This is a genomic window from Bradyrhizobium sp. SZCCHNS3052, from assembly GCF_032484495.1.
Lineage (GTDB): Bacteria > Pseudomonadota > Alphaproteobacteria > Rhizobiales > Xanthobacteraceae > Bradyrhizobium.
In genome coordinates, this window is record NZ_JAUETB010000003.1 from 490661 (window position 1) to 510972 (window position 20312).

17 protein-coding genes are annotated in these 20312 nt (G+C 66.2%); 14 read left to right on the forward strand and 3 right to left on the reverse strand.

Annotation, left to right across the window (positions count from 1 at the left end; genetic code table 11):
* Window positions 1-78 precede the first annotated feature (78 nt).
* From QX073_RS13840 to QX073_RS13865, 6 genes are all read left to right on the forward strand, one after another.
* Window positions 79-549 carry a DUF992 domain-containing protein gene (locus QX073_RS13840; RefSeq protein ID WP_315750066.1) on the forward strand — a complete coding sequence of 157 codons (471 nt, stop codon included), beginning with the start codon at window positions 79-81 and terminating at the stop codon, window positions 547-549.
* A gap of 176 nt (window positions 550-725) precedes the next feature.
* Window positions 726-2774 carry an elongation factor G gene (locus QX073_RS13845; protein ID WP_316225886.1) on the forward strand — a complete coding sequence of 683 codons (2049 nt, stop codon included), beginning with the start codon at window positions 726-728 and terminating at the stop codon, window positions 2772-2774.
* A 206-nt stretch (window positions 2775-2980) separates the two neighbouring features.
* The gene (locus tag QX073_RS13850) at window positions 2981-3283 is read left to right on the forward strand and encodes a helix-turn-helix transcriptional regulator (protein WP_315714118.1); all 303 of its coding nucleotides are present in this window, start codon (window positions 2981-2983) and stop codon (window positions 3281-3283) included.
* A gap of 94 nt (window positions 3284-3377) precedes the next feature.
* Window positions 3378-5141, forward strand: coding sequence for a SulP family inorganic anion transporter (locus QX073_RS13855; protein WP_315750068.1), 1764 nt, complete (start codon window positions 3378-3380; stop codon window positions 5139-5141).
* A 102-nt stretch (window positions 5142-5243) separates the two neighbouring features.
* On the forward strand, window positions 5244-6086 hold the full coding sequence (locus QX073_RS13860; protein WP_316225887.1) for a shikimate dehydrogenase: 843 nt from the start codon (window positions 5244-5246) through the stop codon (window positions 6084-6086).
* 143 nt (window positions 6087-6229) lie between these two features.
* A complete protein-coding gene (locus tag QX073_RS13865; RefSeq protein ID WP_410052158.1) occupies window positions 6230-6808 on the forward strand; it encodes a hypothetical protein in 579 nt (192 codons plus the stop codon).
* Between the two features lie 266 nt (window positions 6809-7074).
* Here QX073_RS13865 and QX073_RS13870 read toward each other — a convergent pair whose 3' ends face one another.
* Complete coding sequence (locus tag QX073_RS13870; RefSeq protein WP_316225888.1) at window positions 7075-8211, reverse strand: alpha-hydroxy acid oxidase; 1137 nt, start codon at window positions 8209-8211, stop codon at window positions 7075-7077.
* Between the two features lie 406 nt (window positions 8212-8617).
* Between QX073_RS13870 and glmM the strand changes: the two genes are divergently transcribed.
* From glmM to QX073_RS13890, 4 genes are all read left to right on the forward strand, one after another.
* The gene (gene glmM / locus QX073_RS13875; RefSeq protein WP_316225889.1) at window positions 8618-9970 is read left to right on the forward strand and encodes a phosphoglucosamine mutase; all 1353 of its coding nucleotides are present in this window, start codon (window positions 8618-8620) and stop codon (window positions 9968-9970) included.
* Between the two features lie 397 nt (window positions 9971-10367).
* Window positions 10368-11210, forward strand: coding sequence for an outer membrane protein (locus tag QX073_RS13880; RefSeq protein ID WP_316225890.1), 843 nt, complete (start codon window positions 10368-10370; stop codon window positions 11208-11210).
* A gap of 189 nt (window positions 11211-11399) precedes the next feature.
* Window positions 11400-12227, forward strand: a complete 828-nt coding sequence (locus QX073_RS13885) for an outer membrane protein (protein ID WP_316225891.1) — start codon at window positions 11400-11402, stop codon at window positions 12225-12227.
* Between the two features lie 28 nt (window positions 12228-12255).
* Entirely contained in the window at window positions 12256-12711 is a 456-nt protein-coding gene (locus QX073_RS13890) for a GNAT family N-acetyltransferase (RefSeq protein WP_316225892.1), read from the forward strand.
* Here the strand turns inward: QX073_RS13890 and QX073_RS13895 are convergent, their stop codons facing one another.
* Together QX073_RS13895 and QX073_RS13900 are read right to left on the reverse strand one after the other, a co-directional pair.
* A complete protein-coding gene (locus tag QX073_RS13895) occupies window positions 12712-13563 on the reverse strand; it encodes an amidohydrolase family protein (protein ID WP_316225893.1) in 852 nt (283 codons plus the stop codon).
* Entirely contained in the window at window positions 13560-14546 is a 987-nt protein-coding gene (locus QX073_RS13900) for an aldo/keto reductase (protein WP_316194021.1), read from the reverse strand. The genes QX073_RS13895 and QX073_RS13900 overlap by 4 nt, the downstream gene beginning before the upstream one ends.
* A gap of 106 nt (window positions 14547-14652) precedes the next feature.
* Between QX073_RS13900 and QX073_RS13905 the strand changes: the two genes are divergently transcribed.
* The 4 genes from QX073_RS13905 to QX073_RS13920 all read left to right on the forward strand — a co-directional run bounded on the left by QX073_RS13905 (window position 14653) and on the right by QX073_RS13920 (window position 20225).
* Window positions 14653-14943 (forward strand): hypothetical protein, encoded by a 291-nt coding sequence (locus tag QX073_RS13905; protein ID WP_315714383.1) that lies wholly within the window; start codon window positions 14653-14655, stop codon window positions 14941-14943.
* 145 nt (window positions 14944-15088) lie between these two features.
* Window positions 15089-16261: a phosphoserine transaminase gene (locus tag QX073_RS13910; RefSeq protein WP_315714128.1), complete on the forward strand. Its 1173-nt coding sequence runs from the start codon at window positions 15089-15091 to the stop codon at window positions 16259-16261.
* Between the two features lie 275 nt (window positions 16262-16536).
* Window positions 16537-18126: a phosphoglycerate dehydrogenase gene (gene serA, locus QX073_RS13915; RefSeq protein WP_316169320.1), complete on the forward strand. Its 1590-nt coding sequence runs from the start codon at window positions 16537-16539 to the stop codon at window positions 18124-18126.
* A 431-nt stretch (window positions 18127-18557) separates the two neighbouring features.
* Entirely contained in the window at window positions 18558-20225 is a 1668-nt protein-coding gene (locus QX073_RS13920; protein ID WP_316225962.1) for a mucoidy inhibitor MuiA family protein, read from the forward strand.
* Window positions 20226-20312: the final 87 nt, after the last annotated feature.

A 20312-nucleotide genomic window follows, 5' to 3' on the forward strand; every position in this document is an offset into this window, starting at 1 on the left:
CATAGATGTGGCGCCCTGTGATCGTGCGTCCGATCGACGGGTCTGCATCACACGTTCATTTCAGCCGGAGTTCTATTCATGCGCTCGACCATCCTCGCCGGGCTCGCCGCTGCGATCGTCCTCTGCACCGGCGCTGCCCAGGCGCAAGATCGCGTGCGGGTCGGTGTCCTCGAATGCCGCGGCGGCGCCAGTGTCGGCTTCATCGTCGGCTCGGTGACCCATCTCGGCTGCGTGCTGCGCGCCGACGGCCTGCCCGAGGACCGCTACGTCGCGACCATCCGCAAGGTCGGCCTCGATCTCGGCATCACCCAGGAATCGCTGCTGGCCTGGGTGGTCTATGCACCGGTCGCGCGGCTCGGGCCGGGCGATCTCTCCGGCGACTATGCCGGCGCCCAGGGCTCGGCCGCGGTCGGTGTCGGTGTCGGCGGCAACGTGCTGGTCGGCGGCTCCGCCAACTCGATCGCGCTGCAGCCGCTCAGCGTCCAGGGCCAGGTCGGCCTCAGCGTCTCGGCGGGGCTGCAAAGCCTCGAATTGCGCCCGGGGCGGTGATCTTCCCTTTGCCTTGAACAGCGCTCTTCCCGCCATCGTGCGGGAAGACGGCGCGATCCCCCGCACTGCAGCAACGTTTTTCGCAGGCCGCCTGCTTGCCAAAGCGGCAGCCGAGGCAGAGCATTCGGCTTTGCCGACCCAATCAAGGGCCGAGCTCCACAACGAGGAGGCGGCGAATGGGACAAGACCTGAGAAGTCCCCGAGGTCCACGGTGCATCGCGCTGGTGGGCCCTTTCCAAAGCGGTAAAACCACTCTCTTGGAGGCGATCCTGGCGCGGACCGGCGCGATCCCGCGCGCGGGCAGCGTCGACGCCGGCACCTCCGTCGGCGATGCCAGCCCGGAGGCGCGTCAGCACAAGATGAGCGTCGCCATGACGGCGGCGACCACGACCTTCATGGGCGACAGCTACACCTTCCTCGACTGTCCTGGCTCGATCGAGTTCATCCACGACATGCGCGCCGCGCTGCCGGCGGTCGATGCCGCCATCGTGGTCTGCGAGGCGGACGAGAAGAAGCTGCCGCAATTGCAGATCATCCTGCGCGAGCTCGAGGAGCTGCGCATTCCGCGCTTCCTGTTTCTCAACAAGATCGACCGCGCCAATGCGCGGATCAGGGAGACGCTTGCCACATTGCAGCCGGCCTCGCGCGTGCCCCTGGTGCTGCGCCAGATCCCGATCTGGAACGGCGAATTGATCGAAGGGTTCGTCGACCTCGCGCTGGAGCGCGCCTTCATCTATCGCGAGCATAAGGCCTCCGAGGTGATCGCGCTCGAAGGCGGCGATCTCGACCGCGAGAAGGAGGCGCGCTTCTCGATGCTGGAGAAGCTCGCCGATCACGACGATTCGCTGATGGAGCAGCTGCTGGAGGACATCCCGCCGCCGCGCGACGCCGTGTTCGACGATCTGGCGCGCGAATTGCGCGAGGGATTGATCTGCCCGGTGCTGCTCGGATCGGCGTTGCGCGAGAACGGCGTGCTGCGGCTGATGAAGGCGCTGCGCCACGAGGCGCCCGGAATCGCCGAGACCGCGCAGCGGCTCGGCGTGAAGGACACCAAGGAGGCGCTCGGTTATGTCTTCAAGACGCTGCATCTGCAGCATGGCGGCAAGCTGTCATTGACGAGGGTGCTGTCCGGCCATCTCGACGACGGCGGGACGCTGCATGCCGCCTCGGGCGAGGCGGCGCGCGTGTCCGGCATCCTGGCTGCCACCGGCGCCTATGACAGCAAGCGCGCGGGCGCCCAGGCCGGGGACACGGTGGCGCTCGGCAAGCTCGATGCGGTCAAGACCGGCGATACGGTTGCGACCGGCAAGACGGCACCACCGCCGCTGGCAAAGGTGGAGGCGTGCCCGCCGGTGCTGGCGCTCTCGATCGCCGCCGTGGACCGCAAGGATGACGTCAAGCTCGGCCAGGCCTTGCAGCGGCTCCACGAGGAGGATCCGTCGCTGACCATGGTGCAGAACCCGCGCACCCACGACACCGTGCTGTGGGGGCAGGGCGAGATGCATCTGCGCGTCGCGCTGGAGCGGCTGCGCGACCGCTTCGGCGTCAACGTGAAATCGCATCAGCCCGCGATCGGCTATCAGGAGACCATCCGCAAGCCGATCACGCAGCGCGGCCGCCACAAGAAGCAGTCCGGCGGGCACGGCCAGTTCGGCGACGTGGTGCTCGACATCAGGCCGCTGCCGCGCGGCGAAGGCTTCCGCTTTGCCGAGAAGGTGGTCGGCGGCGCGGTGCCGCGCAACTACATCCCGGCGGTGGAGGAGGGCGTCGTCGACGCAATGGCCCGCGGCCCCCTGGGCTTTCCGGTGATCGACGTCGAGGTGACGCTCACCGACGGCTCCTATCACAGCGTGGATTCGTCCGACCTCGCGTTCCGCACCGCGGCGCGGGTCGGCGTCGGCGAGGGGCTGCCGCAATGCCAGCCGGTGCTGCTGGAGCCGATTCACACCGTCGAGATCGTCTGCCCGACGGAGGCGACCGCCAGGATCAATGCGATCCTCTCGGCGCGGCGCGGCCAGATCCTGTCCTTCGATACCCGTGACGGCTGGCCGGGCTGGGACTGCGTCCGGGCGATGATGCCGGAGGCGGAGATCGGCGAGTTGATCGTCGAATTGCGTTCGGCAACGGCCGGCGCCGGCAGCTTCACCCGCCAATTCGACCACATGGCCGAGGTGACCGGCCGCGCCGCCGACCACATCATCGCCTCCCATCGCGACGCCGCCTGAGCCGAACGCTCCGCGCCGAACAGCGCCGGCCCGTCATCCTCTCTCGGGATGGCGGGCCGGATCGCGTCGGGACCTTTGCTCGCGCGCGCAGGGAACAAACGGCGAGGGCCGGGTTCCAGCTTGCGTCCGAGATCAGTTTGTGATGTATTTTACATCATTGTCTTTGTCTCAGACATCATTTATGGTGTCTGCCACGTGAGGCCAGCGTGATCACGTCGTTCCAGATGCGGGCAGCGCGAGCGCTGCTCGGGATAGATCAGAGAACCTTGGCCGAGCTGGCCGGCGTGTCGCTGCCGACGATCCAGCGGATGGAAGCCTCCACGGGCAACGTCCGCGGCGTGGTGGACTCGCTGACCAAGGTCGTCGATGCGCTCAATCGCGCGGGCGTGGATCTGATCGGTGAGCATTCCCGCAGCGAGAACGGCGGGCGTGGTGTTCGCCTGAAGGACCCGGGGCCGCCCCGCCGCATGGGCCGTCAAACTGACATCGCGCGCGATGACGCAAGCTAGGCTCATCGCGCGGGCACGGGGCCCCTGGGCGCTTCGTGTGGGACGCATCGTCGGCTGCGCCGCGGCCCGATGAGGCGACGGGAGCGTGATGGGCATGAGCATCGCAAACGAACACCGTTCGCACGGGCGGGTCGGACATCATGAGCCGACCTTCGCCGAGCTTTATTCCCCCAAACTCCTGACGGTCTTGCGCGAGGGCTACGGCCTCAGCGACTTTCGCGCCGACGCGCTGGCGGGCCTGACGGTGGCGATCGTGGCGCTGCCGCTGTCGATGGCGATCGCGATCGCCTCCGGTGTCTCGCCGGGGCGTGGTCTCTACACCGCCGTGATCGGCGGCTTCCTGGTCTCGCTGCTCGGCGGCAGCCGCTTTCAGATCGGCGGTCCCGCGGGTGCCTTCATCGTGCTGGTCGCTGCGACGGTCGATCGCCAGGGTCTCGATGGCCTGCTGATCGCGACGATGATGTCCGGCGTGATGCTGGTGATCGCCGGATATCTGCGGCTCGGCACCTACATCAAGTTCATTCCCTATCCGGTCACAGTCGGCTTCACCGCGGGCATCGCCGTCATCATCTTTGCCAGCCAGCTGAAGGATCTGTTCGGTATCACGCTTGCGGGCAAGGAGCCGGGCGAGCTGCTTCCGAAGCTCACGGCGCTCGCGCATGGCGCGCCGACCGCGAGCATGTCTGCGGTCGTGACGGCCGCGCTGTCGATCGCGATCATCATCGGCCTCAAGCATCTGCGGCCGACCTGGCCCGGCATCCTGATCGCGGTGGTGGTCGCGGCCATCATCACCTTCGCGCTGCAGCTTCCGGTCGAGACCATTGGGACGAAATTCGGCGGTATCCCGCGCGAGCTGCCGGCGCCGGCGTTGCCGGCGTTTTCGCTCGCCAAGATCCAGGCGGTGTTTCCCGATGCGATCGCCTTCGCACTGCTCGGAGCCATCGAATCGCTGCTGTCGGCCGTCGTCGCCGACGGCATGACCGGCCGTCGCCATCGCTCCAACTGCGAGCTGGTGGCGCAGGGCTTTGCCAATATCGGCTCGGCCTTGTTCGGCGGCATCTGCGTCACCGGCACCATCGCGCGCACCGCCACCAATGTTCGCGCCGGCGCCCGCGGACCGGTGTCGGGCATGCTGCATTCGCTGTTTCTTTTGGTGTTCATGCTGATCGCGGCGCCGCTGGCGAGCTACATCCCGCTGTCGGCGCTCGCCGCGGTGCTCGTCGTTGTCGCCTGGAACATGGCCGAGAAGCACGAGTTCGCCACCCTGATCCGATCGTCCTGGGGCGATGCCACGGTGCTGCTCGCAACCTTCGGGCTGACGGTCTTCCGCGATCTCACCGAGGGCATCCTGGTCGGCTTCGCGCTCGGCGCCGTGCTGTTCATCAACCGGATGGCGCAGATGACCGGCGTCGAGGACGGGTCGCCTCTGGTCGCAAAGGACCGCGCCGACTTCGAGGATGAGGCGCGGGTGCCGTACAATCCGAAGCTCAGCGCCGACAAGGACGTGCTGGTCTATCGCATCACCGGTGCGTTCTTCTTCGGCGCCGCCTCGACCGTCGGCACCGTGCTCGACTCGATCGCCGACCGCCGCAAGGCCTTCGTGGTCGATTTCGCAGCGGTGCCGTTCTTGGATTCGACGGCCGCCAACGCCATGAGCCGCGTTGCCGCCAAGGCCAAGCGCCAGGGCATCCGCCTGTTCATCACCGGGGCGTCGCCGACCGTGCGTCGGGCGCTGCTGACCCATGGCGTGCGGCCGCCGCTGGTGCGCTACCGCGAGACCATCGAGCGCGCGGTGGCCGACATCAAGGGCAAGGAGACGGCACCGGCGGACGTCGCCGATGGGCTCGCCGCGAGCTGACACGCGGCCTCAACGCCGCGTCGCCGTTTGGGCCATGGCGCCTGGGGGCGACTGCCGAGCCCCAGCATTGACTCCAGCCGGGGCTTGTCCGATGTCACGGCCATGACCCTTGCCGCCAAACCCCGCGCTGCGTGCCTGATCGGCTGGCCTGCCGCGCATTCGCGCTCGCCCTTGATCCATCATCATTGGCTGCACGAGCTCGGCATTGTCGGCGGCTACACCATCGAGGCGGTGCCGCCGGAAGAGCTGGCGGACTTCGTCATGCATCTCGACCGTCGCGGCTTCGTCGGCGCCAACGTCACGATCCCGCACAAGGAGCGCGTGCTGGAGCTGAGCGAGCCGGACGCGCGTGCCCGCGCCGTCGGCGCGGCCAACACGCTCTGGTACGAGGACCACATCCTGCGGGCCACCAACACCGACGTCGAAGGCTTCATCGGCAATCTGGACGCCGCTGCCCCAGGCTGGGACCGCACCGACGAGGCGCTGGTGCTCGGCTCCGGCGGCTCGGCGCGGGCCGTCGTGTTCGGCCTGCTCGAGCGCGGCATCGGCCGCGTCCACATCATCAACCGCACCGCGGCGCGCGCACAAGCCCTGGCTGATCAGTTCGGCAGCCATGTCGTTGCCGAAGGCTGGGACCGCGTCGGCGCGCTGCTGCCGCGCGCGGGCCTGTTCGTGAACACCACCTCGCTCGGCATGCACGGTCAGCCGCCGCTCGAGCTCGACGTCGAGCTGTTGCCGCAGCAGGCCGTCGTCGCCGACATCGTCTACGTGCCGCTGGAGACGCAGTTGCTCGCGGCGGCGCGGGCGAGGGGGCTGCGCACTGCCGATGGACTCGGCATGCTGCTGCACCAGGCCGTGCGTGGCTTCGAATTGTGGTTCGGCCGCCGTCCGCAGGTCACGCCCGATTTGCGCGCGCTGGTCGAGGCCGATCTCACAAGGGCTTGAGCGCGGAATAAGCGCAGATGGTCGGCGTCTCATTGATCGAGCGTCCGCGTAGCCCCGCATTGGACGCGGATGATCTTCTCTCGCCCTCGGAGCCATGCATGTCCGCTCGTCTCATCCTGTTCCGTTCCGTCGCTTCACTCGCCATGGCTGCGACTGTATCCGCGCTCGCCATCGCCCAGCAGGCGCCGGTGCCGACGCGCGTGCGCGGCGCCATCGAAAGCGTCGACGCCAATACGATGACGGTGAAAGCCCGCAGCGGCGAGATCTTCAAGCTGCGCATGGCCGGTGATCTGCGCGTCTCGGGTGTCGTCAAGGCGCAGCTTTCCGACATCAAGCTGGGCTCGTTCATCGGCGCCACCACGGTGCCCGGCCCGGATGGCGCGCCGAAGGCGGTCGAGATCCACATTTTTCCCGAGGACATGCGCGGAACGGGCGAAGGCTCGCGGTCGTGGGACCTGAAGCCGAACTCGAGCATGACCAACGCCACCGTGTCCGAAAGCTCGGTCTCGACCGACGGTCACTCGCTGCTCGTCAAGTACAAGGGGGGCGAAAAGCGCGTCGACATTACGCCGGACACGCCGATCGTCACCTTCGTGCCCGGCGACGAGTCCGAGCTGAAAGCCGGCGCCAAGGTGATCGCCACCGTCAAGCAATTGCCTGACGGTTCGCTCGAGACCAGCCGCGTCAGCGTCGGCCGCGATGGGCTGACGCCGCCGATGTGACCTGCCTTTCTCTGTGTGCTCAACTGCGTCTCCGTTGCCGGTGTCGTCCCTACGAACGCAGGGACCCGTACCCCCCAGGGAGGAGTTTAGGGCGCAGTGGCAAGTGGGCTTTTGCCCAACACGACGGCCGCGGAGTATGGGTCCCGGATCAGCGCCGCGCCGCGCTGACGCGCGTCACGGCTTGTCCGGGACGACAGCTTTTGCATGGTGGAAGTCGGGGGCGCGTAAGCTGATTAGTCCGAGCACGTTGCTCGCCGATTCTCGAGCTAATCCGCCAGCACCTTCCGGTCGATCTCGGCCACCGTGTTGACGCCGCACAGGCCCATCGTCGTCAAGAGCTCGTTGCGGATGATGTCGATGGCCTTGGCGACGCCGGCCTGGCCGCCGGCGCCGAGGCCGTAGGCATAGGCGCGGCCGAGCATGCAGGATTTGGCACCGAGCGCGAGCGCGCGCATCACGTCCTGGCCGGAGCGGATGCCGCCATCGAACATGATCTCGATCTTGTCGCCGACCGCTTCCGCGATGCCGGGCAGGACGTGGATCGAGGACGGCGCGCCGTCGAGCTGGCGGCCGCCGTGGTTGGAGACGACCATTGCCTGCGCGCCGGTCGCGGCCGCGAGCTTGGCGTCCTCGATGTCGTGGATGCCCTTGATGATCAGCTTGCCCGGCCAGATCGAGCGGATCCAGTCGACGTCCTTCCAGTTCAGCGAGGTGTCGAACTGCGCGGCGGTCCAGGCCGAGAGCTTGGTGAGATCCTCGGTGTTCTTCACGTGGCCGGCGATGTTGCCGAAGGTGCGGCGCTTGCCCTGCAGCACGCCCTGCACCCAGGCCGGCTTGGTGGCGAAGTCGAACAGCTTCGACAGCGTCCATTCCGGCGGCACGCTCATGCCGTTCTTGATGTCCTGGTGGCGCTGGCCGATCACCTGCAGGTCGACGGTCAGGCATAGTGCGCTGCACTTCGCAGCGATCGCGCGCTCGACCAGGGCCTTGATGAAGCCGCGGTCCTTCATGACGTAGAGCTGGAACCAGAACGGCTTCTCGACGCTGCCCGCGATGTCCTCGATCGAGCAGATCGACATCGTGCTCTGCGTGAACGGGATGCCGGCGGCCTGCGCCGCGCGGCAGGCGTGAATCTCGCCGTCGCCGTGCTGCATGCCCAGGAGGCCGACCGGCGCCAGGATCAGCGGCATCGACGAGGGCTCGCCGAGGATCGTCGTCGACAGATCGCGCTTGGAGACGTCGACCAGGATGCGCTGGCGGAACTTGATCTTCTGCAGATCCTCGCGATTGGCGCGCAGCGTCTCCTCGGCATAGGAGCCACGATCGGCGTAGTCGAAGAAGGCTTTGGGCACGCGGCGCTTGTGCAGCAGGCGCAGGTCTTCAATGCAGGTGACGTGTTTCATCGCGCTCTTCGACTCCCCCACCGACGTCTCGTTTCTTGGGCTCGGCAGTCCTCTAGCATCTTTGCGGCGCCTGCCAAATCCAACTTGGGAACCGCCACGGCGGCCGGGCAAGACACGCAAACTGCGAGCGTGCCGCAACAACACGGCGTCAGGGCTGCCGGAGCGAGCGCATTCCTGCTGCGCCGGGGCTCCGACGGGTGAGCCCTCCAGAGCCGTCAGGTCGAATGAAAAATTAGTCTTAACAACGGCTTACAGAGGTGATGGCGGTTTCGTGGTAATGATTCATCACATTTTTTGAAGCCATCTTAGCCTTAAGGCGACTATAACCCGCGGGCTGACCGGCAGGGCGGGTCCTGTGATTCGCGCTCGCCGGTAACGAAATCCAGAAGCCGTTGCTGGGGGTCATATGAGCCGTAACTATTTCGGGACCGATGGGATTCGTGGCCGCGCCAACGGCCTGATCACGCCGGAACTCGCGCTCAAGGTCGGGCAGGCCGCAGGTCTTCTGTTCCAGCGCGGCGAGCATCGCCACCGGGTGGTGATCGGCAAGGATACGCGCCTTTCCGGGTACATGATCGAATACGCCATGGTGGCCGGCTTCACCTCGGTCGGCATGGACGTTCTGCTGGTCGGCCCGATGCCGACGCCCGCGGTCGCCATGCTCACCAAGTCGATGCGCGCCGATCTCGGCGTCATGATCTCGGCCTCACACAATCTGTTCGAGGACAACGGCATCAAGCTGTTCGGGCCGCAGGGTTTCAAGCTGTCCGACGATGTCGAGAGGCAGATCGAGCAACTGCTCGATGAATCGCTCGACAAGAAGCTGGCGCAGAGCGCGAGCCTCGGCCGCGCCCGCCGCATCGACGGCGTGCACGATCGCTACATCGAATTCGCCAAGCGCACGCTGCCGCGCGACCTCTCGCTCGACGGCCTGCGCGTGGTGGTCGATTGCGCCAACGGCGCGGCCTACAAGGTCGTGCCCGAGGCGCTGTGGGAGCTCGGCGCCGATGTGATCTCGATCGGCGTGGAGCCGGACGGCTTCAACATCAACAAGGAATGCGGCTCGACCTCGCCGGAGGCACTGTGCCGGAAGGTACGGGAAATGCGCGCCGACATCGGCATCGCGCTCGACGGCGACGCGGATCGCGTGATCCTGGTCGACGAGCGCGGCCACATCGTCGATGGCGACCAGCTGCTCGCGGTCATCGCGCAGAGCTGGAAGGAGGACGGCCGCCTGGCGCGCGCCGGTATTGTCGCGACCGTGATGTCTAATCTCGGTCTCGAGCGCTTCCTGCAGGGGCAAGGGCTCGAGCTGGTGCGCACGCCGGTCGGCGACCGCTATGTGCTCGAGCGCATGCTGGCCGACGGCTACAATCTCGGCGGCGAGCAGTCGGGCCATATCATTCTCTCGGACTACGCGACCACGGGCGACGGCTTCGTCGCGGCGCTGCAGGTGCTGGCGACGGTGCAGAGGCTGCGCCGTCCGGTCTCCGAGGTCTGCCATCGCTTCGATCCGCTGCCGCAGATCCTCAAGAACGTGCGCTATCGCAGCGGCAAGCCGCTCGACGCGGACGAGGTGAAGTCGGCGATCGACACCGGACAGAAGCGCCTCAACGGCCATGGCCGACTGCTCGTACGCTCCTCCGGCACCGAGCCGGTGATCCGCGTGATGGGCGAGGGCGACGACCGCGATCTGGTCGAGGAGGTCGTCGACGAGATCGTGGCCGCGGTGGGCAATGCGGCCGCTGCCGCAGCCTGATCACCAGCGATCATATTTTCGATTGTGGCCTGTCATCGTCAGATGACAGGCCTTTTTGTTGGCTCACCATCTTCTCGCGTCCGAGCGCGTCGCCAGGATGCATCTGATCGCGTCGTTCAACGACTTCGTGCGGCGGGTCGGAATTTGGAGGGCATGACTTTGTCATGAGCCGGGTCGGTCGACTAATTAGTTCGTGTTGCCCGCATCGCCCGGCGCAGCCGCTAACGATTTGTTAGGATGAGTTGTCCGGTCATTAACGGTTCATGCGTGCTCATGGAATGTCAACCTTAATTATTAGGGTTAAGCGCTGCTTAAGCATTTGGTGCGATTGTTCGGCCGTCAGTTGTGATGTGGGGCCAGGTTCTCGATTGCCTCACCGGCCAAAGGGACGAAGCCAATGCGTAGCGTTATGTCTTTGATCGCCGCCGGAGCGGCCTCTCTGTTTTCCACTCTCGCCTTTGCGGCCGACATGCCCATCATGCCGCCTCCGGTCTACGCGCCGCCGCCGGCGGCCGATTTCGGTGGCTGGTATCTGCGCGGCGACATCGGTTTCAGCAATCAGAAGGTCAAGGACGTCCATTACTCGCGCGAATCCGCCTACACGCCGATGACGTCGTTCAACCAGACCTCGGCGTTCGATACCGCGGGCATCTATGGCGTCGGCGTCGGCTATCGCTTCAACAGCTGGTTCCGCGCCGACGTCACCGGCCAGTATCGCGGCAATGCGAACTTCAAGGCCACCGACCGCTTCAATGCAACGGCGGGCGGCGTGCCCTACAGCGGCATCGACAATTACAGCGGCAGCAAGTCCGAATGGCTGGTGCTCGCCAACGCCTATGTCGATCTCGGCACCTGGTGGTGCGTGACGCCGTTCATCGGCGCGGGTGTCGGTGGTGCGCGGGTGACGATTTCGAATTTCACCGACACGGGCATCAACAACCTGCCGTTCACGACCACGAGCTTCGCGACGGCGCCGACCTCCTCGAAATGGAATTTCGCATGGGCGGCCCATGCCGGTCTGGCTTACAACGTCAATCCGAACCTGGTGCTGGAGCTGGCCTACAGCTACGTCGATCTCGGTCAGGGGCAGACCGGTGTTCTGTCCGACTACGTCGGCAACACCACCGGCAACGTCTTCAAGTTCAAGGACATCACCTCGCACGACCTGAAGCTCGGCGTGCGCTGGAATTTCGACCAGCCGCCGCCGCCTCCGATGCCGGCGCTGATCCGCAAGGGCTGAATCGAGCGCTCGCCCTCACTGCAATCGAACGAACGGCGCGGGTTTCCCGCGCCGTTTCGCGTTTCTGATCGAGCGAACCGCGCGCGTCTTCGCTGAAAGAATTTCCGTGCAGGGCGCTGCGACAACGAATGATTAAGGTTAACGCGCGATGATCGGAACAGAGAGTCAAGTGCTGATTGGAGCGTTGCGATGCGTAGCCTGGTGGTGGCGGTTTCTGTGTGCGGCATGATCTCCGCGGCCCAGGCCGCGGACTTGTCCGACCTTCCGATCCTGCGCGGCGGCCTGACCGAGGGCCTGAACAATTCGCGGGTCATCTGGGACGGTTACTATGTGGGCGTCCAGGGCGGCTACGGCTCGTCCGATGAGAATTTCAACGGCTCGACCAAGAACATGACGGCGGCGGTGTTGGCCAACACGCTGATCGAGAGCCAGATGCAGGTATCGTCCTGGAACCCGAATCTCGGCAAGCAATCCTCGCGCGCATCGGGCTTCGGCGCCTTCGTCGGCTACAACAGTCAGTGGGACGACGTCGTGCTCGGCGTCGAGGCGAGCTATCTGCACGGCAAATACGGCGGCATGGCCTCTTCGAGCCGCACGCTCGTCAGCACGGCTGCACTGACCGACGGCAACTTCCACGCCGTGACGTCGACGCAGTCCTCGCAGATCTCGATCACCGACATGGCGACGATCCGCGGTCGTGCCGGCTATGCGATGGGTTGCTTCCTGCCCTACGCATTTTTCGGCCTTGCACTCGGCAACGCAGATATCGGCCAGTCCGTGACGGTTCAGGACCGGGTCAGCACGACATTTCTCGGCACCTACACGCCGCTTGCGCCGCTCAGCGCCAACAACCTTCAGCACAATCACCTGATCTACGGCTACAGCGCCGGTCTCGGCGTCGACGTCAATCTGGTCGGGGGCCTGTTTGCGCGGGCCGAATACGAATACGTCCGCTTCACCTCGACGGTCGACACCAGCATCAATACGGTGCGCGCGGGCCTCGGCTACAAGTTCTGAGCTGATTGCTAGCCTGTCCTGTATGCCGATGTCCGTCAGCATCCGTCCTGCGCAGCGCGACGACGTCGCTGCCATTGTCGCCATGCTCGCCGACGATCATCTCGGCCGGGCGCGCGAGCGCCTCGAGCAGCCGTTGCCGCAGTCCTACTACGACGCGTTCGAGACGATCGCGCGGGATGGGAACATCACCCTGATCGTTGCCGAGGAGGCGGGCCGGGTGGTCGGCTGCCTGCAACTCTGCATCCTGCCCGGGCTCAGCTCGCAAGGCGCGTCGCGCGCGCTGGTCGAGGATGTTCGGGTCGCCACCGACCGCCGCAGCCGCGGCATCGGCGAGCAGCTGCTGCTATGGGCGATCGCCGAGGCGCGCAAGCAGCGCTGCAATCTGGTCGAGCTGATGACGCATCAAAGCCGCACCGACGCACAACGCTTCTACGGGCGGCTCGGCTTCGCCAAGAGCCATTTCGGCATGGTGATGCGGTTCTGATCAGCGCGGCAGGCGGTAGGCCGCGACGGCGTTCGGGCCGAACGCCTTGTCGCGGATGTCCGAGCCGAGCTGTGTCAGGCAGCGCTCGAGCGCCTGCTTGATTTCACGGTAGCTGCCGGCGAGCAGGCAGACCGGCCAGTCCGAGCCGAAGATCAGCCTGTCGGCGCCGAAGCAGCGCGCCACATGTGTCACGTAGGGCTGCAGCCGCTCCGCGTCCCAGTCGGTCCAGACGGCTTCCGTGGCGAGCCCCGACACCTTGCACCAGACATTGCCGCAAGCCGCGAGCTCGGCGATGTGATCGGCCCAGTCCTGATCGAACCCGGTTGCGATCGGCGGCTTGGCGGCGTGGTCCAGCACGAAGCGCGCTCTTGGAAAGGCGCGCACCGTCGCAATCGCCGCTGGCAGCTCTCGCGTGCGCACCAGCAGATCGTACGTCAAGTCGTGCGCGAACACGCTGTCGAGGCCGCGCCTGACGTCGCCGCGAAAGATCCACGCCGGATCGGCCTCATCATGGACCTGGTGGCGGATGCCGACCAGCCTGTCGCCGCCGGGCAGGCCGCGCAGCCGGTCGATCGTCGACCCTACCGACGGATCGGTCAGGTCGACCCAGCCGACGACCCCGCCGACGAATGGCGTCGCATGGGCGATGCGCAGGAACTCCTCGGTCTCGTCGAGCGACGAGCGGGTCTGCACCAGGATGCTGGCGTCGAGAGCGTTTTCGGCCAGCAGCGGGGCAAGGTCGGCGGGACCGAACGGACGGCGGATCGGCGCCAGCGCGTCGCCGGCCATCCACGGATAGTCGGCGCGACCGGGATCCCAGAAGTGCTGATGCGCATCGATGGCACGGCTCATGGCGCGTCTCCCGGCAGCGGCGCCCGGGCATCGACGAGATTGCTGGCACGCAGGTCGCGCCAGAAGGCGGGCGGGATCGGAGCTTGCGCCATCGCGATGTTGTCGGCCGCCTCCTGCGCATTGCGGGCGCCCTGCAGGCCGACGGTCACGGCGGGATGGGCCAGGCAGAACTGGATCGCGGCAGCCTTGAGCTCGGTGCCGTGCTGTCTGCACAGCGCATCGAGCTGGCGCGCCCGCGCCACCAGCGCGGCATCGGCATCTTCGTAGTTGAACTTCGCCGGCCCGTGAGGGTTGGCGAGAATGCCGCTGTTGTAGATGCCGCCGAGAATGATGGCGATGTTGTTCTCGCGGCAGATCGGAAAGAGCGTCGTCAGCGCGCCCTGGTCGAGCAGCGTGTAACGGCCCGCCAGGAGAAAGCAGTCGACCGGAACGGCCTGCGCAAAGCGCGTCAGCATCTCCGACTGGTTCATGCCGGCGCCGATCGCCTGGATGCTGCCGTCGTCGCGCAGCCGCTGCAGCGCGCGAAAGGCGCCGGCCACAGCCTCGTCATAGTGATCGTCGGGATCATGCACGAGCAGGATGTCGATGCGATCGAGGCCGAGCCGGACCAGGCTCTCCTCGACCGAACGCATTACGCCGTCATAGGAGTAATCGAACCGCGGCCGCAGCGGCGGCGTGCCCTTGTAGTGCGGATCTTCGCCCGAGGCGGTCGGGTCCGGCCGCAGCAGCCGGCCGGCCTTGGTCGAGATCACATAGCTGTCGCGCGGCTGCCGGCGCAGAAATGCACCGAGCCTCTGCTCGGCGAGGCCGAAGCCGTAGAGCGGCGCGGTGTCGTAGAAGCGCACGCCGCGCGCCCACGCCGCGGCGATCGTGGCTTCGGCATCGCCGTCGCTGACCGGCTCGAAAAGACCGCCGAGCGGCGCCGTCCCGAGGCCGAGTCGGGTGATGTCGAGCGGGCTCCTCCCGAGACGGACGCGTTCCATTCTTCTATCCTTGTTGTTCGGCGCGTGCAGATCGCGTCATTGTGCACGGATGCGTTCGACGAAACAATGACGTCGCATGGTGCAGTACAACGAAGAGGAGAGGACGATGTCGGCGATCAATCCACTGACGGCCTTCGGTGTCGTGCTGGCGACGGCTGCCACCGACGCGGTCTACGTCATGTTCACGTCGGCGGTCGTTGCCAAGCGACGGTTGTCAGCGGCGACCTGGAGCTCGATCTGGTACATGCTGTCGTCATTCGCGGTGATCAGCTACACGGAGAACTGGATCTACGTCGCATTCGCGGCGGTCGGCTCCTGGATCGGCGCCTACGGCTCGATGACCTTCCTGCATCGTCCGCCGGCTGGTCAGGCACCGGTCGGCGCCGCGCCGGAATGAATTGCATTCGCTTGCATGCCAGCACGACCGCGTGAACGCAGACAGAAGGCGCGCGAAGTTCCTTGACGCGGAACGACCCTTACCGTATTCACGCCGGCGGGACACCTCCCCCCAACGGGAGGCTTACTATCTGGAAGGATAGACGATGACTGCAGCGAAACCCTCGCAGCGGCCTGCCGTGCCGCACTTCTCCTCCGGCCCCTGCGCCAAGCGCCCCGGATGGACCTCCGAAAATCTCAAAGACGCTCCCCTCGGCCGCTCGCATCGCGCGAAGATTGGCAAGGCGAAGCTCAAGCAGGCCATCGAGCTGACGCGCGACGTCCTCGAAGTGCCCGCCGACTACAAGATCGGCATCGTGCCCGCGTCCGACACCGGCGCGGTCGAGATGGCGCTGTGGTCGCTGCTCGGTGCGCGGCCTGTCACCACGATCGCCTGGGAATCCTTCGGTGAGGGCTGGGTCAGCGACATCGTCAAGGAGCTCAAGCTCAAGGATGTCACCAAGCTGCACGCCGGCTATGGCGAGATCCCGGATCTGTCCAAGGTCGATCCGGCCAGTGACGTCGTCTTCACCTGGAACGGCACCACGTCAGGCGTGCGCGTGCCGAATGCCGACTGGATCAGCGCGAGCCGGGAAGGCCTGACGATCTGCGACGCCACCTCGGCCGCATTCGCGCAAGCCCTCGATTGGCCGAAGCTCGACGTCGTCACGTTCTCCTGGCAGAAGGCGCTCGGCGGCGAGGCCGCGCATGGCATGCTCATCCTCTCGCCGCGCGCGGTGGCGCGTCTCGAGACCTACAAGCCAGCCTGGCCGCTGCCGAAGATCTTCCGCCTCACCAAGGGCGGCAAGCTCAACGCCGGCATTTTCGAGGGCGAGACCATCAACACGCCCTCGATGCTGTGCGTCGAGGACTATCTGGACGCGCTGAACTGGGGCAAGTCGATCGGCGGCCTCAGGGCGCTGATCGCCCGCGCCGACGCCAACACCAAGGTCCTCGCCGACTGGAAGGCGCGGACGCCGTGGATCGACTTTCTCGCCCAGGATCCCGCCATCCGCTCCAACACCTCGGTGTGCCTCAAGGTCGTCGATCCCGCGATCACATCGCTGTCGGCCGATGCCCAGGCGGAGTTCGCCAAGAAGCTCGTGTCGCTGGTCGAGAAGGAGAATGCAGGCTTCGACTTCGCGCATTATCGCGATGCGCCGGCCGGCCTGCGCATCTGGTGCGGCGCCACGGTGGAGGCCAACGACGTCGCGCTGCTGACGCAGTGGATCGACTGGGCGTTCGCCGAAGCCAAGGCCGCGCTGCCGAAGGCGGCGTGACGCACGCTCTTCGTGCCGTCATTGCGAGCGCAGCGAAGCAATCCAGGGCCACGAAGAAAGTCTGGATTGCTTCGTCGCTCCGCTCCTCGCAATGACGAAATTCAAGACGCGTAGGGTGGGCAAAGGCGCGAAGCGCCGTGCCCACCATCAACGTCAACCGACGCGAAAGACGGTGGGCACGCTGCGCTTGGCCCACCCTACGATTCGATTGCTTCCACCCATTCCGGCGCCGATGCGCTGTCCCTCTCTCGCGAGAGGCGTGAAGGAACATCGTCATGTCCAAACCCAAAGTTCTCATTTCCGACGCACTTTCCCCGGCCGCCGTGCAGATCTTCAAGGATCGCGGCATCGAGGTCGACTTCCAGCCCAATCTCGGCAAGGACAAGGACAAGCTCGCCGACATCATCGGCGACTATGACGGCCTTGCGATCCGCTCCGCGACCAAGGCCACGGCCAAGATCATCGAGCGTGCCAAGCGGCTCAAGGTGATCGGCCGCGCCGGCATCGGGGTCGACAATGTCGAAATCCCCGCGGCGACCGCCAAGGGCATCATCGTGATGAATACGCCGTTCGGCAATTCGATCACGACCGCCGAGCACGCGATCACGATGATGCTGTCGCTGGCGCGCGAGATTCCGCAGGCGGACGCCTCGACCCAGGCCGGCAAGTGGGAGAAGAACCGCTTCATGGGCGTCGAGATCACCGGCAAGACGCTGGGCGTGATCGGCTGCGGCAATATCGGCTCGATCGTCTGCGATCGCGCGCAGGGCCTGCGCATGAAGGTGATCGGCTTCGATCCGTTCCTCACCGAGGAGCGCGCCCTCGATCTCGGCGTCGAGAAGGTCGAGCTCGAGGAGCTGCTGAAGCGCGCCGACTTCATCACGTTGCATACGCCGCTCACCGACAAGACCCGCAACATCATCGATGCCGCGGCGATCGCCAAGATGAAGCAGGGCGTGCGCATCATCAATTGCGCGCGCGGCGGCCTGGTCGACGAGCAGGCGCTGCTGGAGGCGCTCAACTCCAAGCATGTCGCGGGCGCGGCCCTCGACGTGTTCGCCGAGGAGCCGGCGACCAGCAATCCGCTGTTCGGTCATGCCAACGTGATCTGCACGCCGCATCTCGGCGCCTCGACCACGGAAGCGCAGGAGAACGTCGCGCTGCAGATCGCCGAGCAGATGTCGGACTACCTGCTCACCGGCGCGATCTCGAACGCGATCAACTTCCCGTCGATCACCGCGGAAGAAGCGCCCAAGCTGAAGCCATTCATCGCACTCGCCGAGAAACTCGGCTCGTTCGCGGGCCAGCTCACCGAAAGCAGCATCACCAAGATCCAGATCACCTATGAAGGCCACGTCGCCGAGATGAAGACCCGAGCGCTGACCTCGGCGGTGCTGGCCGGGCTGCTGCGGCCGATGCTGGGCGAGGTCAACGTCGTGTCGGCGCCGGTGATCGCCAAGGAGCGCGGCATGATCGTCGACGAGGTGCTGCGCGCCGGCGAGAGCGACTATGAGAGCCTGATCACGGTCGCGGTCACCACCGAGCATCAGGAGCGCGCGGTATCGGGCACGGTCTACGCCGACGGCAAGCCGCGCCTCGTCGACATCAAGGGGATCCGTGTCGACGCCGAGTTCGGCAAGTCGATGATCTACGTCACCAACGAGGATAAGCCGGGCTTCATCGGCAAGTTCGCAAGCCTCCTCGGCGACGCGAAGATCAACATCGCGACCTTCCATCTCGGCCGTGTCGCGCCGGGAAGCGACGCGATCGCGCTGGTCGAGGTCGACGGTGCGGTGCCGGCGGATCTGCTCGCCAAGATCCAGGCATTGCCGCAGGTCAAGCAGGCCAAGGCGCTGGCGTTCTGATGACGCGCTAGCGCGCGCGGTGCTTCTTGGTTGAATCGACTTAGCCGCTGGCTCGGTTCACCTCTCCCGCTTGCGGGAGAGGTCGGCGCGAAGCGCCGGGTGGGGGCTTGCTCCACTCGGGCAGCCTCAATCGAGGAGGCACCCCCACCCCAGCCCTCCCCGCAACTGGGAGAGGGAGCGCACATCCTTCGCGGTTCGCAACCAGACCTCAACTCTTCGCGCGCTGGGCCAAATTGGCCGACCGAAAGGGGCAGCACGGCACCGTGGCCGTGCTGCCCTTTTCTGTGCTCGTCTGTGCTCGGCGGAATTTCAACGGCAAGCTTTGCGGTCGCACGATTTGAACCCGCGGACCTCTCGTGGCGTCTAACGCCCCGCAAGGGACCGGCTCATCCGGTTCTCAGGGGCGCTGGGATACGGAGAGATCGATGGCAATGCGAACGACGTGGCTGGTTACGACAACTCTCGTTCTCGGTGCCTCGCTGGCGGCGGCGCCGGGCCATGCGGCAAACCTTGACGCGACGTCCACCGTCGATGCCGTCACCGTGTATCCCGACGGCGCGACCGTGACCCGGGTCATCTCGCTCGACCTTCCCACCGGTGACACGACGGCGATCGCCAAGGACTTCCCGCTCGGACTCGATGCGTCCTCGCTTCGTGTGGAAGGCGAGGCCGGCGCCAAGCTCGTGATCGGTACCGTCGACGCCAAGCCACCGCGTGCGGCGCCGCCCGTCAACCTGCCCGACATCGACAAGCGCATCGAAGCGCTGAAGGACGAGCGCGCCAATCTCGATGGCACGATCGCCTCGGCCCTGGCGCGCAAGAAATTTGCCGAGCGTTTTGCCGAGGCATCGCCGGCCGGGCTCGGCGAAAAGGGCGAGGCGCGTCCGATCACGGAATGGCGTGCCGCGTTCGCCGCCGTTGCCGACGAGGTTGGACAGGCCGACGCGGCGATCCGTGATGCCGAACGCAAGCAGCGCGAGATCGATCGCGAGATCGCGCGCCTGCAGGACAATCTCACGACGAAGCCCCCGAGCAAGCTGGAGGTGCGGATCGAATTGTCGGCTGCGGCAGCGACCAAGGCGACCTTGCGCGTGACCTACGCGGTGCGCAACGCCCGCTGGGTGCCGCTCTACGACGCGCGTCTCGACACGATGGCGAAGGACCGCAAACCGGCTCTCGAACTGGTGCGACGCGCCGAGATCCAGCAGGCCACCGGGGAGGACTGGTCCGAGGTCGCGCTCACGGTTTCGACGGTGCGGACCGGACGCGGCGGCAGCGCGCCCGAGCTCAGGACGATCATCGCGCAATATCCGCCGCCGCCACAGCCAGCGCCGAAGCCGGCGGCCGTCAGCGCGGCACGAGGACTCATGGAGAGCCGGCAGGAGTTTCGCTTTGGCGGAGGGACGACGTTCGGAGATGTCGCGGACAAGGCCGTCGAGCAGCAGACGGTCGCGGAGATCAGCGCCTTTCAGACCGTCTTCCACCTCCCCGGACGCGTCAGCGTCGGTGCCAATGATGGCGCGAAGAGCCTGCGTATTTCCACCGCGACGATCACGCCCGAACTGACGATCCGTTCGGCGCCCGTCATCGATGCCACCGCCTATCTCGAAGCGAGCTTCCCGCAGAGCGAGGAGGCGCCGCTGCTGCCGGGCAAGGTCTCGATCTATCGCGACGGCATGTTCGTCGGCACCAGCAGATTGGCGTCGGCCGGCAAGGACGAGGTCGTTCATGTCGGCTTCGGGGCCGACGACAAGGTCAAAGTCGAGCGCAGTGTCGTCAAACGGAACGAAGGTTCGGCCGGTCTGATCGTGACGACGGCGAAGATCGACGAGCGCGCCTTCAAAACCACGGTCCGCAACGCGCATGATTTCCCGATCAAGGTCGCGATCCAGGATCAACTGCCGGTCAGCGAGAACGAGGAGATCACGGTTGAGATGCTTCCCGCGACCACGCCGCCGGCCTCGACCAACGTCCGCGACCGGCGTGGTGTCGTCGAATGGGTGATCGACGCCAGACCCGGCGAGGCCAAGGATATCGCCTTCGCCTGGCGTGTGCGCTGGCCGAAGGACAAGTCGATCGTGTTGCAGCCGTCGGGCTGATTGCCCGGCGTGGGATCGGCGCCGTTTGATCCATGACAAGCCGCCCGGTCCCGGCCCTGTTATGCGCGAGTGGGACCCCGTTCGATC